The sequence below is a fragment of the Gemmobacter denitrificans genome (assembly GCF_036964905.1).
GTDB classification, from domain to species: domain Bacteria; phylum Pseudomonadota; class Alphaproteobacteria; order Rhodobacterales; family Rhodobacteraceae; genus Gemmobacter; species Gemmobacter denitrificans.
In genome coordinates this window covers 297,827-312,375 of the sequence record NZ_JBALHR010000003.1, presented here as the reverse complement: position 1 = coordinate 312,375, position 14,549 = coordinate 297,827, and the positions used below count along the sequence as shown (strand labels likewise).

Annotated in this window: 16 protein-coding genes and 1 other annotated feature; of the genes, 8 read left to right on the top strand and 8 right to left on the bottom strand. The window is 62.5% G+C overall.

What is annotated here, in order from left to right:
* Positions 1-8: 8 nt before the first annotated feature.
* Positions 9-66 (bottom strand) — a sequence feature (sul1 is cis-regulatory element that is thought to sense ions involved in sulfur or methionine metabolism; They are found in Alphaproteobacteria).
* A gap of 131 nt (positions 67-197) precedes the next feature.
* The 4 genes from V6590_RS07240 to mbfA form a co-directional block, all read right to left on the bottom strand.
* Positions 198-1,964, bottom strand: a complete 1,767-nt coding sequence (locus V6590_RS07240; protein WP_335421384.1) for a methyl-accepting chemotaxis protein — start codon at positions 1,962-1,964, stop codon at positions 198-200.
* Between the two features lie 19 nt (positions 1,965-1,983).
* Complete coding sequence (locus V6590_RS07235) at positions 1,984-2,565, bottom strand: hypothetical protein (protein WP_335421382.1); 582 nt, start codon at positions 2,563-2,565, stop codon at positions 1,984-1,986.
* 252 nt (positions 2,566-2,817) lie between these two features.
* Entirely contained in the window at positions 2,818-3,510 is a 693-nt protein-coding gene (locus tag V6590_RS07230; protein ID WP_335421380.1) for a nitroreductase family protein, read from the bottom strand.
* 25 nt (positions 3,511-3,535) lie between these two features.
* The gene (gene mbfA / locus V6590_RS07225) at positions 3,536-4,510 is read right to left on the bottom strand and encodes an iron exporter MbfA (RefSeq protein WP_335421377.1); all 975 of its coding nucleotides are present in this window, start codon (positions 4,508-4,510) and stop codon (positions 3,536-3,538) included.
* Between the two features lie 151 nt (positions 4,511-4,661).
* Between mbfA and V6590_RS07220 the strand changes: the two genes are divergently transcribed.
* The 3 genes from V6590_RS07220 (at position 4,662) to V6590_RS07210 (ending at position 6,874) form a co-directional block, all read left to right on the top strand.
* The gene (locus tag V6590_RS07220; protein ID WP_335421375.1) at positions 4,662-4,841 is read left to right on the top strand and encodes a hypothetical protein; all 180 of its coding nucleotides are present in this window, start codon (positions 4,662-4,664) and stop codon (positions 4,839-4,841) included.
* A 53-nt stretch (positions 4,842-4,894) separates the two neighbouring features.
* The gene (locus tag V6590_RS07215) at positions 4,895-5,578 is read left to right on the top strand and encodes a TetR/AcrR family transcriptional regulator (RefSeq protein WP_335421373.1); all 684 of its coding nucleotides are present in this window, start codon (positions 4,895-4,897) and stop codon (positions 5,576-5,578) included.
* A gap of 117 nt (positions 5,579-5,695) precedes the next feature.
* Positions 5,696-6,874 (top strand): tetratricopeptide repeat protein, encoded by a 1,179-nt coding sequence (locus V6590_RS07210; RefSeq protein WP_335421371.1) that lies wholly within the window; start codon positions 5,696-5,698, stop codon positions 6,872-6,874.
* 6 nt (positions 6,875-6,880) lie between these two features.
* Here the strand turns inward: V6590_RS07210 and V6590_RS07205 are convergent, their stop codons facing one another.
* Positions 6,881-7,636, bottom strand: coding sequence for an NYN domain-containing protein (locus tag V6590_RS07205; protein WP_335421369.1), 756 nt, complete (start codon positions 7,634-7,636; stop codon positions 6,881-6,883).
* Positions 7,637-7,785: 149 nt separating this feature from the next.
* Between V6590_RS07205 and V6590_RS07200 the strand changes: the two genes are divergently transcribed.
* From V6590_RS07200 to purN, 5 genes are all read left to right on the top strand, one after another.
* Complete coding sequence (locus V6590_RS07200; protein ID WP_335421368.1) at positions 7,786-8,667, top strand: DMT family transporter; 882 nt, start codon at positions 7,786-7,788, stop codon at positions 8,665-8,667.
* Positions 8,668-8,772: 105 nt separating this feature from the next.
* Positions 8,773-9,741, top strand: a complete 969-nt coding sequence (locus V6590_RS07195) for a quinone oxidoreductase family protein (RefSeq protein ID WP_335421366.1) — start codon at positions 8,773-8,775, stop codon at positions 9,739-9,741.
* Positions 9,742-9,864: 123 nt separating this feature from the next.
* On the top strand, positions 9,865-10,308 hold the full coding sequence (locus V6590_RS07190; protein ID WP_335421364.1) for a PACE efflux transporter: 444 nt from the start codon (positions 9,865-9,867) through the stop codon (positions 10,306-10,308).
* Positions 10,309-10,424: 116 nt separating this feature from the next.
* Positions 10,425-11,468, top strand: coding sequence for a phosphoribosylformylglycinamidine cyclo-ligase (gene purM / locus V6590_RS07185; RefSeq protein WP_335421362.1), 1,044 nt, complete (start codon positions 10,425-10,427; stop codon positions 11,466-11,468).
* Entirely contained in the window at positions 11,465-12,052 is a 588-nt protein-coding gene (gene purN / locus V6590_RS07180) for a phosphoribosylglycinamide formyltransferase (RefSeq protein WP_335421360.1), read from the top strand. Before purM ends, purN begins: the two co-directional genes overlap by 4 nt.
* 5 nt (positions 12,053-12,057) lie before the next feature.
* Here the strand turns inward: purN and V6590_RS07175 are convergent, their stop codons facing one another.
* From V6590_RS07175 to V6590_RS07165, 3 genes are all read right to left on the bottom strand, one after another.
* Positions 12,058-12,582, bottom strand: a complete 525-nt coding sequence (locus tag V6590_RS07175; protein WP_335421358.1) for a DUF3291 domain-containing protein — start codon at positions 12,580-12,582, stop codon at positions 12,058-12,060.
* Positions 12,583-12,666: 84 nt separating this feature from the next.
* On the bottom strand, positions 12,667-13,149 hold the full coding sequence (locus tag V6590_RS07170) for an RNA pyrophosphohydrolase (RefSeq protein ID WP_335421356.1): 483 nt from the start codon (positions 13,147-13,149) through the stop codon (positions 12,667-12,669).
* Between the two features lie 39 nt (positions 13,150-13,188).
* The gene (locus V6590_RS07165) at positions 13,189-14,541 is read right to left on the bottom strand and encodes a S41 family peptidase (RefSeq protein WP_335421354.1); all 1,353 of its coding nucleotides are present in this window, start codon (positions 14,539-14,541) and stop codon (positions 13,189-13,191) included.
* Between the last annotated feature and the right edge of the window lie 8 nt (positions 14,542-14,549).

Sequence of the window (14,549 nt, the reverse complement as noted above, 5' to 3'; positions counted from 1 at the left end):
TCGGTTCAGGTGGTCCGGCGGATTGGCGGCCGGAAGAGCCACCCGGGGGTCGCACCCGGGTCCATGTTCGCTGCTGCCTGCAATAGGGGCAAAGACCCGCCTTGCCAAGCCGGACGGCAAAATCGGATTATACGTCACCGTCAGCCCGACACAGTGTTCAGGGTAGGCGAACTTTCAGGCTCACCCTGCCGGCAAGATCATTCCGCAGCATGACGGAACTGCGCTTTTCCGGGTTCTATCGCAAAGCGCGACAGGCTGTTGAGAAGCTGGTCGGCCTGATGCCGCAACTGCTGCACAGATGATGACGTGTCCTGCGACATCGCGGCATTCCGCTGGGTGACCTGATCCAGCATGCTGACGCCCGAATTGATTTCGGCCATGCTGCGCGCCTGTTCCCCTGAAGAATGGGCAATGGATGCAACCAGATTGCTGATCGTCGAGATCTGCACCGCAAAGCCCGACATGGTTTCACCGGCTTTTCTGACCAGTTTCACCCCATTGTCGACCTGCACGGCACTGGTATCGATCAACCCCTTGATCTGTTGTGCCGCCGCCGATGACCGTTGGGCCAGAGTGCGCACTTCGGCGGCGACGACCGAGAAGCCCCGACCTGAATCTCCGGCCCGTGCCGCCTCGACGCTCGCGTTCAGCGCAAGAAGATTGGTCTGGAAGGCGATATCCTCGATCATGGAGATGATCTGGGCAATCTCACTCGCCCCGGCTTCGACCATGGTCATCGCGTCGACAGCGCCGCGCACGATTTCTTCGCATTGTCTTGCGCGATCTTCGGTGTCGCGCACAACAACTGCTGCGCTATCGGCATTCGATGCGGACGATTGAACAGCAGAGACAATCTCGGCAATCGAGGCCGCCGTCTCTTCCAGCGTCGCGGCCTGCCCCTCTGAACGCTGGGCCAGTTCCTCGGCAGAGGCCGCCAGCTTTTCGGTGCCATTCACCATCTCATTCGCGGTGCGCAGGGCTTGAAGGATGATCTCGGTCAACGCCTTGAGCACACTGTTGTAGTCGTGCCGCAAAGGTTCATAGGCGGCGGGGAACACGCGATCCAGGTGCTTGGTGAGATCCTGGCGGGCCAGTGCCCCCAAGGCATCGCGCAACCCTGCAACAACCTGGTTTTGTTCCTCCAGATCGGCGATCCTGCGGCTTTGTTCTTCACGCCGTGCGGCCTCGTGCTGCTGTGCCTCGTGCAGCTTGAGCCGCAGATTGTCGATCTGTCGGGCCATGAAACCCAGATCATCCTGCCGGTCGGTCCCTTCCACACGTTGGTCATAATTCCCCTGCGCCACGTGATCGAGAGTGGCCCCAAGCGCGCGCATCGGTCGTGACAGGCTAACCTGCAGGACCCATCCACTGATGCCCAGCATGGCGATGAAAATCCCGCCCGCTATCACCCAGTTCAACACATCTCCGTCATGCGCGATGGCCAACGCCTCTTGTGTTGACCAGAGGGTAGAAATACCGCCAACGCGGTTTTTGCCATCGGGAGAGGACACCTTCATCGTGGTGATGAACTCGCCCGATGGCAGTGGTTCGGTCACCGCCGAAGTGGCTTGCCGGGCGGCTTCGGTCACAGTTCCCACCGCAGCATCCGGCGCCTCGCCCGCCGTTACCATCACGGCACCGTCCGGCCCCGTGACCACAACCAGCCGCAAATCGGGGCCAGCCATTTCGCGCAATTGATCGACAAATTGCTGAATGGCCTTGGCATCCCCGAAACGCAGCGCGCCAGCGGAACGATAGCTCAGCCCCGCCAACGACGTTTCGGCAAACCGGATGGACGATGTTCGGGTGATGGTATCGGTGGAACGATACCCAAGGGCGATATTCGCAATGCAGACAATAGCTGTCGCGAGGCCGATCAGAAATGTGACTTTCTGGTTCAGGGAAGCCCTGCGGAACAGGGCAGCAAGCCCGGTCAGAGGGGCAGCCGCTACATCGTTTTTCATGGTTCGCCCTTGCCTTCGTTCACATCAAGGATTCGGCATCGACCCCAACCGTCACTGCACCAATCGGCTGACCCGTCGCAGGATCAACCACAGTGAAGGAAATCTGGGCCTGATAGCGCCCTGTGGATTCGTCGTTCTCAACCTCGGAATAGTGCACAACCCCGGCGCCTTTTCCGAAGGTTTCAGAGAATTTGGCTTCATCGCCCTGCCACATGTCCGACGTGACGGCAGAGGCGGCGACGTTCAGGCCCTTTGCATCCATCACGAAGATTTCGGTGATACGTCCACCCGACTGTTCGACAAATCCCCGCAGGAAATCGGATGTGGCATTGCTGATCACGGGTGTGATGGTCGGCGTGCTTGCAGTCCCGACCTCGGCCCGCCAGGCGGTATCAAGCGCATCGATCGCGGCTTGATCCAGTCCGCCGTTTTGCGCGTTTTGCGCGGTAATCGCGGCAGCAAGGGTCGCATCCGTCGCCAGAGCCGAGAGGGTTTCGGCGTAGTAGCTTTCAAGAGCGGGCTGGAAGTCCTGCGCGGCGCTGGCCGAGGCCACAAAGACAGCGCCCATGCAGGAGAGTACGGTCAGTAGATTTCGGGACATGAAGCGGATCCTTTGCACAAGGGGGCCGAATCACACCGCCCCACAAGGTTTCACGGTGGACCTGTGAACTTGCCGCGCGGTTAACATCTGCTCTCACAAGTGGATTGTGCCGCTTTGCACCCTGCGCCCACACCCCAAAAGCAGAGAGACCACACCAACAAACACCCATAGGGAATGGCGCGCTGGCCATTCCCATGAAACCCCGCTTGTTCGGCCAGTCCGTCAGACCGCAAACCACACAGGTCGCAAAGGTCAGCGAAACACCGTCATGATCGCGTCGAGAGGCTTCTTGCGCTTGGCCACGGCCGGCACCGTGGCATGATCGGCAGGCCAACCCACCGGCAGGATCATCACGGCCTTTTCCGATTCCGGTCGGCCACACATTTCCGGCAAGAATTTCATCGGATTGGGCGTATGTTCCAGACAGACAAGCCCGGCATGATGCAGGGCCGTAATCAACATGCCGGTGGCAATTCCCACGCTTTCGGGGACATAGTAGTTCTTGTAGCGCGCACCGTCCTCGGTCATGCCATATCGCTGCGCGAACACCACGATCAGCCAAGGCGCATCGGTCAGGTGGGGTTTTGACACACCGGTTCCGATCGGCTCCAGCGCGGCCAACCATTCATCCCCTGCCCCACCGGCATAGAAGGCGCGTTCCTCCTCTTCGGCCGCAGCACGGATGCGTGCCTTCATCGCCGGATCGGCAATGGCCGCGAAATGCCATGGCTGGTGATTGGCGCCCGACGGCGCCGTGCCTGCTGCGGCGATACAGGCAGCGATCACCGCTTCGGGAACCGGCCTCGGGTCATAATCCCGCACCGAATGACGGCGGCGCATATAGGCCAGAAATCGCTCGGCCTCGGCCACAGCCTGATCGTCGGGCATTTGCACCCGGTCTGGCAGCGGCAATGGCTGATAGCTCACCTCACCCTTGCGATACATGAACCCTCCTCCCTCCGGTGCGGGATCAACCGCCCCCGATCAGGGCCCCCGCCGCAAAGACCAAAGCACCACCCAGCACAACCTGCAAGGCTGCCCGCAGGAACGGAGTTTCCATATAGCGGTTCTGGATCCAGGCAATCGCCCAGAGTTCGACGAACACGATCACCATGGCGATGGTCGTCGCCGTCCAGAATTCGGGGATAAGATAGGGCAGCGCGTGGCCCATGCCGCCCAATGTGGTCATCACGCCCGAAGCGAGGCCCCGCTTCCACGGGCTGCCCCGGCCAGAAAGAACCCCGTCGTCATGTGCGGCTTCGGTAAAGCCCATGGAGATCCCCGCCCCCACACTGGCCGCCGTACCGACAAGGAAGGTCGTCCAGGTGTCCTGTGTCGCAAAAGCCGTGGCAAAAATCGGCGCGAGGGTGGAAACCGATCCGTCCATCAACCCGGCCAATCCGGGCTGAACCCAGGTCAGCACGAATTGGCGATGTGCGGCGCGGTCTTCCTCGGCGGTGGCCTCTTCGGGCAGCGCAGCCTGCAGCCCCTCGGCCTTGCGCTGGTGTCCGCCTTCTGCTGCGGCCAGATCGCCCAAAAGCTTGCGGGTCGCGGCATCCTGCGTGGCCTGCGCCGCGCGCAGATAAAACGCCTCGGCCTGTGCTTCCATCCCCGCAGCTTCGGACCGGATCGCGTCAAGGCTTAGTGTCTGTTGCAGCCAGACCGGTCGGCGCGCGTAGTATCCGGCCACATGTTCGCGGCGGATCAACGGGATCACATCGCCAAACCGGGCGCGATGCAGATCAATCAGGCGCTGGCGGTGGGTATCTTCTTCTTCGGCCATGGCATCGAAAACCGCTGCCGTCGCGGAGTAATCGGCCCGCAGACGCTGAGCAAAGCTGCGGTAGATGCGGGCGTCATCCTCTTCGGAGGAAATCGCCAAGGCCAGAACATCCTGCTCTGACAGATCGGAAAAGCGGCGGCGTTGGGAGAGCGCAGAGAACATGGGGCACCTTTTTAGAATACTTCTAATCTATCCACCCGCTGCGAAAAGGCAACCACGACAAAATGAACTATTCAGTTCAGAATCACTTGCAAACTGAACCGTTCGGTTCAATATTGATTCTGAACTGAACGGTTCAGTCATGGAGTTTGCGATGAAACTGCTTCCTGCCCTGCTGCTCGCCCTTATCCCGGTCATGGCCCCGGGCCTTGCCAGCGCCCAAGGCGCACCCTTTGTGCTGCCGGACCTGAGCTTCCCCGAAGACCCTGCACCGGTTTCGCGCGGCTGCATTGATCCGTCGGGCACCAGTCCCTGCCCAGACCCGGCCAAGTGACGCAGCGCAAGGCGACTTGTCGGGCCGGGGCGGGCTGGGTTAGTGTTCCGGGCATGACCCGCAACCCAGCCCCCCCTTACGAACCTGCCCATTCCCAAAGCGGGGCGCGGCAGGGTGCAGACGAGGCCATCCGCAAGGGCCGCAAGGTTCAGCAAGTGCTGACGGGTGCGCGGGCGATCTTTCTGGCACGCGGATTCGAAGGGGCTTCGGTTGATGACATCGCGCGCGAAGCGGGGGTCAGCAAGGCCACGCTGTACAGCTATTTCCCCGACAAACGGCTGCTGTTCATGGAAGTGGCCAAGGCCGAATGCCGCCGCCAGGCCGAAGAAGCGGTGCAGTTGATCGACCAATCCGCCCCGGCCCGAGTTGTGCTGACCGAGGCCGCACGGCGGCTGGTCGCCTTTCTCACCTCAGATTTCGCCAATCGGGTGTTTCGTATCTGCGTCGCCGAAGCGGACCGGTTCCCGGAACTGGGCCATGAATTCTATCATTCCGGCCCCATTCTGGTGCGGGAGCGGCTGGTTGAATATCTGTCAAAGGCCGTCGCGCGCGGCGAGCTGGTGATTGATGATCTGACCTTTGCTGCCGATCAATTCGCGGCCCTGTGCAAGGTCACCCTGCATGAACAGGTGATTTTCGGCGTCAGCGCCTGCTGCCCGCCCGCCGATGCCGACAAGGTCGTCCGGGGCGCGGTAGAGATGTTCCTCGCCCGGTATGCAGTCCCCGCGCGCGACTGACCTGCATCGCTTGCTGCCCATCCTTTCGCCTCGCAGGCGTTCGCACGCCTGTCCGAAGCTTGCCGCAAACCGAGGGCTGAATTAAGCTGGACACACTCTACCCTGAAAGGTGTCCGCTTGCTCGTTCCTGCCCCATTTGTATCTGACGCTGCCCATTGGCTGTCCGAAGGACGCAAGCTCAAATCCGAAGCCCGGTTCATCGAATCCGCGCAGGCCTTTGCCCGGGCCGCTGCGCTGGCGCCAGACGGGCGGGGCCAATTGCATCAAGGGCTTGCCCTGCGCGATGCCGGACAGGTTGACACGGCGCTGACTGTGCTTGCAGCCTATTGCCAATCCCATCCGAACGATCCTGACGGGTGGTCCATGCTGGGCACGTTGTTCAAGCGCGAAGGCCGCTGGGCCGAAGCTGTCCCGCCGTTGCGGCAATCGGTTGCCCTGCGCGAAGATGCACCGACGCGCAACGCATTGGTCACGTCGCTCTGGCGCTGCGGCGCGATGGCCGAGGCGCAGATCGAAGGGCTGCGCAATCTGCAGCAGAAGGACCGGCGCGCCATGGAGAGCTTTGCAACAACCCCATGGGCCGGGCAGACCCTGCGCCCCTGGGGACGCAGCTTTGATCCCGATCGGCGCAGCCGAAACATCATAGCCTTTTCCTTGTGGGGCGACCGGCCGGAATATGTGACCGGCGCGATCATCAATGCCCAGATCGCGCCGCATCTCTATGTCGGCTGGACAGCGCGCTTCTATTGCGACACTTCCGTCCCGGCCGATGCCCGCGAGGCCCTGAGCGCACATGGCGCGCAGGTCATTCTGATGGATCGCCCCGACGATGCCCGGCTGCGCCCGATGTGGCGGTTTCTGGCCTCGGATGATCCGGGGGTGAATGTCTTTCTCTGCCGTGATGCAGACAGCCGCCTGAATGCCAAGGAGCTTTTGGCGGTGCAGGACTGGCTGTTCTCGCGCAAGCGCTTTCACGTCATGCGCGACCACCTTTACCATATGGAACTGATGCTGGCGGGCATGTGGGGCGGGGTGGCTGGCGTTCTTCCCGATATCCGCACCACGCTGGCCGCAGCACCGCGCTATTTTGACAACCGCTTTGCCGATCAGGCCTTTCTGGCCGATATGGTCTGGCCTTTGATCCGCCCGGATGCCTGCATCCACGACACCCATTACCGCTTTCCCGACGCGGGCCCGTTTCCCCCGGGCTATGACCTGCCGGGGCAGATTCATGTGGGCGGCGGGGTGAAATCCATGCCGCATTGGTCGCGCTATGTCGGGCGGCGTGACAGCTAGCGCGGGTTACGACCGGTCGCGCGCCAGCAACTGACCACCCGGTCCGGGCTTTACCTCGAACCGGCTGGTAATCTTGCGGATCAGATCGGACAGTTTCGCGCTGCCATAGGTGCGGGTGTCGAAATCCGGGTTGGCCTGCGTGATATATTGGCCGACCTGCCCCAGGGAATACCATTCACCTTCGGGGTCGATGGCGCGCATGGCAGCGGCAATCAGCGGAATGGCATTTTGCGGCGGTTCCTTTTCGCGCCGACCGGCAGGTTTCGCTTCAGCCGGTTGTCCCGGCTTTGCGGGTTCCGCCGGGGCTTCCTCGGTCTCGTCAGATCCAAGGTTTTCCACATAGATGAACCGCTTGCAGGCCATGCGAAAGGCCTCGGGCGTCTTCTTTTCGCCGATGCCATAGACATCCAGCCCCTGTTCGCGGATGCGCGCGGCCAGACGGGTGAAATCGCTGTCGGAACTGACCAGCACGAAACCGTCAAACAGGCCGGAATGCAGGAAATCCATGGCGGCGATCACCAGACCGATATCCGAGGCATTCTTGCCCTTGGTATTCGAAAATTGCTGATCCGCCACCAGACCCAGTGCCGCCACCTTGCGCGCCCACCCCCCCAGCCGTTGTGCCGACCAGTCACCATAGATGCGGCGCACCGAAGCCTCGCCCAGGCTGGCAATTTCTTCAAAGATCGCGTCGGCATAGCTTGCAGGCACATTGTCGGCATCAATCAGGACGCAAAGGCGGGGGGTGCGGGGTTCGGCCATGGCAAAGCTCTTGTTGTTGTTCTTCAGGATATTGTTTCAGGTTTGCCCCGGTGCGGAAAGAGGCTTTCGCCAAAAGCGGCACAAAGGTCGCGTTGGGGCGATCCAGCGGCGTGGCACTGTGCCACCAAGGGGGCTAGGCAGGGGGAAACATGCGCAGCGGGCAGGGAACATTGGCGGGGGTCGGGCTCATGCTGGCGGCCATGGCAATCCTGCCTTTTCTGGATGTGGTGGCCAAGGTTCTGGGCCAGCAGGGCGTTCCGATCCTGCAGATCGTCTGGGCGCGCATGGTCATGGGCACAGTGATGACGCTGCCCTTCGCATTGGCCGAAGGCGGGCCGCGTCGGCTCTGGCCTGACCGGCCCGCGCTGCACGCGTTGCGGGCGGGGTTCCTGATCGCCGCGACCTTCTGTTTCTTCTTCGCACTGAAATTCCTGCCCATTGCCGATGCGCTGGCCATCTTTTTCGTGCAGCCCCTGGTGGTCACGGCATTGTCGCCCCTGATACTGGGCGAAACTGTCGGGCGGCGACGCTGGAGTGCTGTTGCTGTGGGCTTTGTCGGCACGCTCATCATCATTCGCCCCGGATTTCAAAGTTTCAATCCTGGCATGGCGCTAGCGCTGGCCTCGGGCACCGCGCTTGCGCTCTACATGCTGTTGACGCGGCGGATGGCGGGGCGTGACAGTGCCATGGTCACCACCTTCCAGACCAGCCTGATCGGCACTGTGATAGTCAGCGCCGGGGTCTGGGCTGTTTGGCTCTGGCCCAGCCCTGCACAATGGGCACTGTTCGTGGCGCTTGGGCTGATTGCCACCCTGGGTCATTTCCTGATCGTCATGGCCTATGACCGCGCCGAAGCCAGCCTGCTCGCCCCGCTGGCCTATACCGAGATGGTCATGGCTGTCGCGGTCGGCTGGTGGTTCTTCGGTGATTTTCCCGATGGCTGGACCTTTGCAGGTGTTGCGGTTCTGATTGGGTGCGCGCTGTATATTTCTGCCCGGGAACGCCAGAAAACGAATAAACCACAGGTTTAAAGTCGCCGAAATATGTCTGGTTAGGCCAGCGCGCCCGTTGACGTTGGGTGAGCTGCACGTCAGCCTGCCCGCGCGAACAGATTGAACCGGTAAAGGAAGAAGCCCATGCGCGCGGCGCGGGTCAGGGCCTATGGTGGGCCCGAGGTGATTGAGATTGTCGAAATGCCCGACCCCCAGCCCGGGCCCGGCCAGATTGCCGTCAAGGTGATTGCCAGCACACTCAGCGCCGCCGATCTGCGTATTCGCGCGGGTCGCTTTCCGCCGGGCCTTGGCCTGTTGGCCCGGCTGGCATTGGGGTGGAACAGGCCACGCCATGCCGTGCTGGGCCATGATCTTTGCGGCCGTGTCATCGCCTGTGGCCCGGGCGTCACCCGCTTTGCACCCGGCGACGAGGTGGTGGCCATGACCGGGCTTCGGGCCGGGGCCCATGCGGAGATTTGTGTTCTGCAGGCTGAGGGTGCCGTGATCCCACGCCCGACACAGCTCAGCCCGGCCGAGGCGGCGGCGCTTGGGTTTGGCGGCACGACGGCGCTGCATTTCCTGCGGGACAGGGCGCAACTGCAGGTCGGCGAACAGCTGCTGGTGATGGGTGCCGCCGGAGCCGTGGGCTCTGCGGCGGTGCAGATCGGGCGCGCGCTTGGCGCCGAGGTGACCGGGCTTGTTCGCAGACATCAGGCGGAAATCATGGCACGGCTGGAGACCGGGATGCTGGAGGCGGAAGGCTTCGATGCTCGCGCGCCGGGGCGTCAATGGGATGTGATCCTTGACACCACCGGCACCGCCACACTGCGCAACATGGCAGCAGCCCTTGCGCCCGATGGGCGGTTGGCGGCATTGGCAGCAGGTCTGCCAGACATGCTGTCGGGGCTGGGAAATCCGCTGCGGCGGCGCAAGATCCTGACCGGCCCCGCCCCGGAACGCAGATCAGATCTGGCTGAGCTTGCCCGCCTTGCTGCAGAAGGCCGCTTCCGTCCGGTGGTCGATACGGCCATACCCTTCCACCGGATCCACGAAGCGCATGCCTTTGCAGAAGCCGGGCGCAAGCGCGGCAATCTGGTGATCGGCTTTCTCTGATATGGCGCGGCCCGCGCGCCTTTTCATTCTGTGCCGCATCGCCTATCTTCTGCCCCAGAAGGACGACCTTCAAGAACAGATTGCCTGCGGGACGGCCCGCCGTAGCCAACCGGAGCTTGTCTCATGCGTACCTTCCGCGATCGTTTGCGCCATGCGCTGCTGTTCGAAATCCTTGGTCTGTTGATCATCACGCCACTTGCGGCCCTGCTGCTGGATATGCCGATGGCACATCTGGGTGTGGTGACTGCAGGCAGTGCCCTTCTGGCCGTGATCTGGACCTATCTGTACAATTGGGGCTTTGACCGGACCTTGCTGGCCGCGCGGGGAAAGACCGACAAGACCTTCGTGATGCGCATCGGCCATGCGGTGCTGTTCGAAATCGGGCTGCTGGCGGTCTTGATGCCCTTCATCGCATGGTGGTTGCAGGTCGGCCTGTGGGAGGCTTTTCTGCTCGATCTCGGGTTTGCGCTGTTCTACATGGTCTATGCGCTGGCCTTCAACTGGGCCTATGATCATCTCTTTCCACCGCCGCCCATTCCACCCTCGGCTGTTCCGCCACAAGTGTGATCGCAAGGCCCGCACCGCATCCCACATGGGGGATGTGCGGCAAAACCGCTGGCCCCATCGGCGCGCTTGCGTTAAGCGCAGGCGCAAGTGAATCGCCTGTCTGGATGGGGCCCAAGATGACGCAGAAGAACGGACTGACCTATGCCGATGCGGGCGTGGACATCGATGCGGGCAACCGCCTTGTGGACCGGATCAAGCCTGCTGCCAAACGCACCAACCGGTCCGGCACCGTTTCGGGGCTCGGCGGGTTCGGGGCGCTGTTCGATCTGAAGGCCGCCGGCTACAACGACCCGATCCTTGTGGGGGCCACCGACGGCGTGGGCACCAAACTGCGCATCGCCATCGATACCGGCAATGTGGACACGATCGGCATCGACCTTGTCGCCATGTGCGTGAACGATCTGGTTTGCCAGGGCGCGGAACCGCTGTTCTTTCTGGACTACTTTGCAACCGGCAAGCTTGATGTCGATCAGGCCACCCGCATCATCGAAGGCATCGCCGAAGGCTGCGTGCAATCGGGCTGCGCGCTGATCGGCGGCGAGACGGCAGAAATGCCCGGCATGTATCACAAGGGCGACTTCGACCTTGCAGGCTTTGCCGTGGGCGCGATGGAACGCGGCAGCGATCTGCCGTCGGGCGTGGTGGCGGGCGATGTGTTGCTGGGGCTGGCCTCCAACGGGGTACATTCCAACGGCTACAGCTTTGTCCGCAAGGTGGTGGAGCTTTCGGGGCTGGGCTGGGATGCGCCCTGCCCGTTTGGGGAAGGCAATCTGGGTGCGGCGCTGCTGGCCCCGACCCGGCTTTATGTAAAACAGGCGCTGGCTGCAGTGCGCGCGGGGGGCGTGCATGCGCTGGCCCATATCACCGGGGGTGGCCTGACCGAAAACCCGCCGCGTGTGCTGCCCGAAGGCCTAGCTTGCGAAATCGACCTATCTGCCTGGGCCCTGCCGCCGGTCTTCCGCTGGCTGGCGGAAACGGCGGGGATGACGGAACCCGAACTGCTGAAAACCTTCAACTGCGGCATCGGCATGATCGTCACCGTGGCGGCTGACCGCGCCGACGCGATCGAAGCCCTGCTGCGCAGCGAAGGCGAAACCGTCACGCGTCTGGGCCGCGTGGTCGAAGGCGAAGGTGTCATCTATACGGGCCGCCTGCTGTGAAACGCATCGCCATCCTGATTTCGGGGGGTGGCTCCAACATGCTGGCGCTGGTCCGGTCGATGACCGGTGACCACCCGGCGCGGCCCGTGCTGGTCGCCAGCAATGATCCGCAGGCGGACGGTCTGGTGAAGGCGTGCGACCTGGGCGTGCCCACTGCGGCGGTGGACCATCGCCCCTTTGGCCGTGACCGTGCGGCCTTCGAGGCGGAGCTTTTGCGCCACATCGCGGCGGCCAATCCCGATATCCTGTGCCTTGCGGGCTTCATGCGGGTGCTGACACCGGATTTCGTTGCCCGCTTCGAAGGGCGGATGCTGAACATTCACCCATCGCTTTTGCCGAAATATCCCGGCCTGCACACCCATCAGCGCGCGCTGGAAGCCGGCGATACCGAGGCGGGCTGCACGGTGCATGAGGTAACGGCCATTCTGGACGACGGGCCAATCCTCGGGCAGGCGCGGGTGCCGGTCTTGCCGGGTGATACGTCAGACAGCTTGGCCGCGCGGGTATTGGTGCAGGAACACCACCTCTACCCTGCAGTGCTGCGCCGTTATGCCGGCGGGGATCGCTCCCCGGTCTTGCTCTAGCGCCGTCAGCCCTGCGTATCGCGTAACCGCCGGATGCGATCCTTGTCCAGCGTGAGAGGGGCGCCGGTCGCGTCATAGGCGTGTTTCAAGGTAAAGGCCTGCGGGCTGGGGCCGTGGTCATGCAGGTGTTCATGCCGATGCACCCCTTCGGCCCATGTCGGATAGGCCGGACCTTCGTGCCACCACAGCACCAGCGGCGGCCATTGCGGTTTGACAAACCATTCCCGTCCGCGCCGGAACGCAGCCGCGTGCAGCCCATGATAGGTGAAGGCAAACAGCGATTCCGGATCGGCCCAAAGCGACAAGGTCGCCGGGGACCAGCCGTCACCGCGTTCCTGGTAAAAGCGCGGATAGACCTCGGGGCCCCAGGAGCTTCCATCAAGATCAGAGGCATAGCCTGATCGCGCGATCAGACCGGGGGCCTGATCGACTGCCTGCAGCACGGGATCGTTCAATGCATGAAAGCCGTCATTCGCCGGATCTTCCGCAGGGGCAATGAACATCCCGAAGGTGTAAAGAGCCAAAGGCATTTCCCCCTCCAACCGGCAATGGTCCTGCCGCAAGCATGGATCACCCCATGATTGCGGTCAACACCCGCAAATCTGCCAGCAGGATCAGGCCAGATGGGGGCGGAAGGTCGCGACCACCTGTTCATAAACGGCGCGTTTGAAGGGCACGATGGAGGCTATCATCTCATCCGCCCGGGTCCATTGCCAGCGGTCGAATTCCGGGTGTTCGGTGGCAATGTTCACCTGCGCGTCAGAGCCCAGATAGCGGAACAGGAACCATTTCTGCTTTTGCCCTCGATACTTGCCGCCCCAGACCTTGCCCAGCAATTCGGGCGGCAGGTCATACGTCACCCAGTCCTCGGTCTTGGCGATGAATTCTACCAGGTCCTCGGTCACACCGGTTTCTTCCCACAATTCGCGCAGTGCGGCCTTGCGGGGCTTTTCGCCGTCATCAATGCCCCCTTGCGGCATCTGCCAGGCAGGGGTGCTGCTGTCCTTGCGGTTGCCGGTGAAGATCAACCCGTCACGGTTGACAAGCACAACCCCCACGCAGGGGCGATAGGGCAGTTCGGCGGGGTCAATGGTCATTGCGTTTGATCGGGGCCGGTCGCCCGGCCCCCCTTTGCGTTATTCTTGCGGTTTGATGGCGATGGCCGACGCGCCTTTCAGGATATCCACCGCATAGGCCAGCTGATAATCCTCGTCGCGCAGCTTTGCCGCTTCGGCGGCCTTTTCCTGTTCTTCCTGATACTGGCGCTTTTCATCCTCGGTCATGCTGTCATTCGACAGGATGCCGCGCAGATCGGCCTCGCTGCGGGCCTTGGCTTCCGCCTCCAGCGCCGCCGCTTCGGTGCCCTGTTCGCCCTCTTTCTTGACCGGCTGGTTCACCACGATATCGGGCGAAATGCCCAGCGCCTGGATCGACCGGCCCGACGGCGTGTAATACCGTGCCGTGGTCAGCCGCATGGCCCCTTCACCGCGCAGCGGGATCACCGATTGCACCGATCCCTTGCCAAAGCTCTTGGTGCCCACCACGATGGCGCGGCGATGATCCTGCAGGGCACCCGCGACGATTTCCGACGCCGAGGCCGAACCGCCATTGATCAGCACCACGATCGGCTTGCCACCGATCAGATCGCCTTCGGCCGCGTTGAAGCGTTCACCATCCTGCGGGTTGCGGCCACGGGTCGAAACGATCTCGCCCTTCTCCAGGAAGCCATCCGATACCGCGATGGCCTGATTGAGCAGGCCGCCCGGATTGTTGCGCAGATCAAGCACCAGACCGGAAACCTTGTCGGCCCCGCCCAGTTCCTCAACCGCCTTTTTCAACTCGGTTTCCACCCCCGGGAAGGTCTGGTCATTGAAGGTGGTGATCCGCAATACCACGGCATTGCCCACCACCCGGCCCTTGACGGCTGTCAGCTTGATCGTGTCGCGGATGATGGACACGTCGAAGGGTTCTTCCACCCCTTCGCGGACCACGGTGATGATGATTTCCGACCCCACTTCGCCGCGCATCTTGTCCACGGCATCATCCAGGGTCAGGCCCAGTACGCTTTCGCCATTCACATGGGTGATGAAATCGCCCGCAAGGATACCAGCCTTGTCGGCGGGCGTATCATCCATCGGCGAGACGACCTTGATAAAGCCCTGTTCCTGCGTCACCTCGATGCCAAGACCGCCAAATTCGCCCTTGGTCTGCACCTGCATGTCGTCAAAGTCTTCGGGCGGCAAATAGCTGGAATGCGGGTCGAGTGAGGTGAGCATGCCGTTGATCGCCGCTTCGATCAGCTTCTTGCTTTCAACCTCTTCGACATACTGGCCGCGGATGCGTTCGAAGATGTCGCCGAACAGATCCAGCTGTTCATAGACCGAACTGGTCTTGGCCGCCTCCTGCGCGATGAGCGGGCCGGCCAGCTGGGTGGTCAGCACGGCGCCTGCCACGGTGCCGCACAGGGCGGCCATCACGAATTTCTTCATCGCCAAGA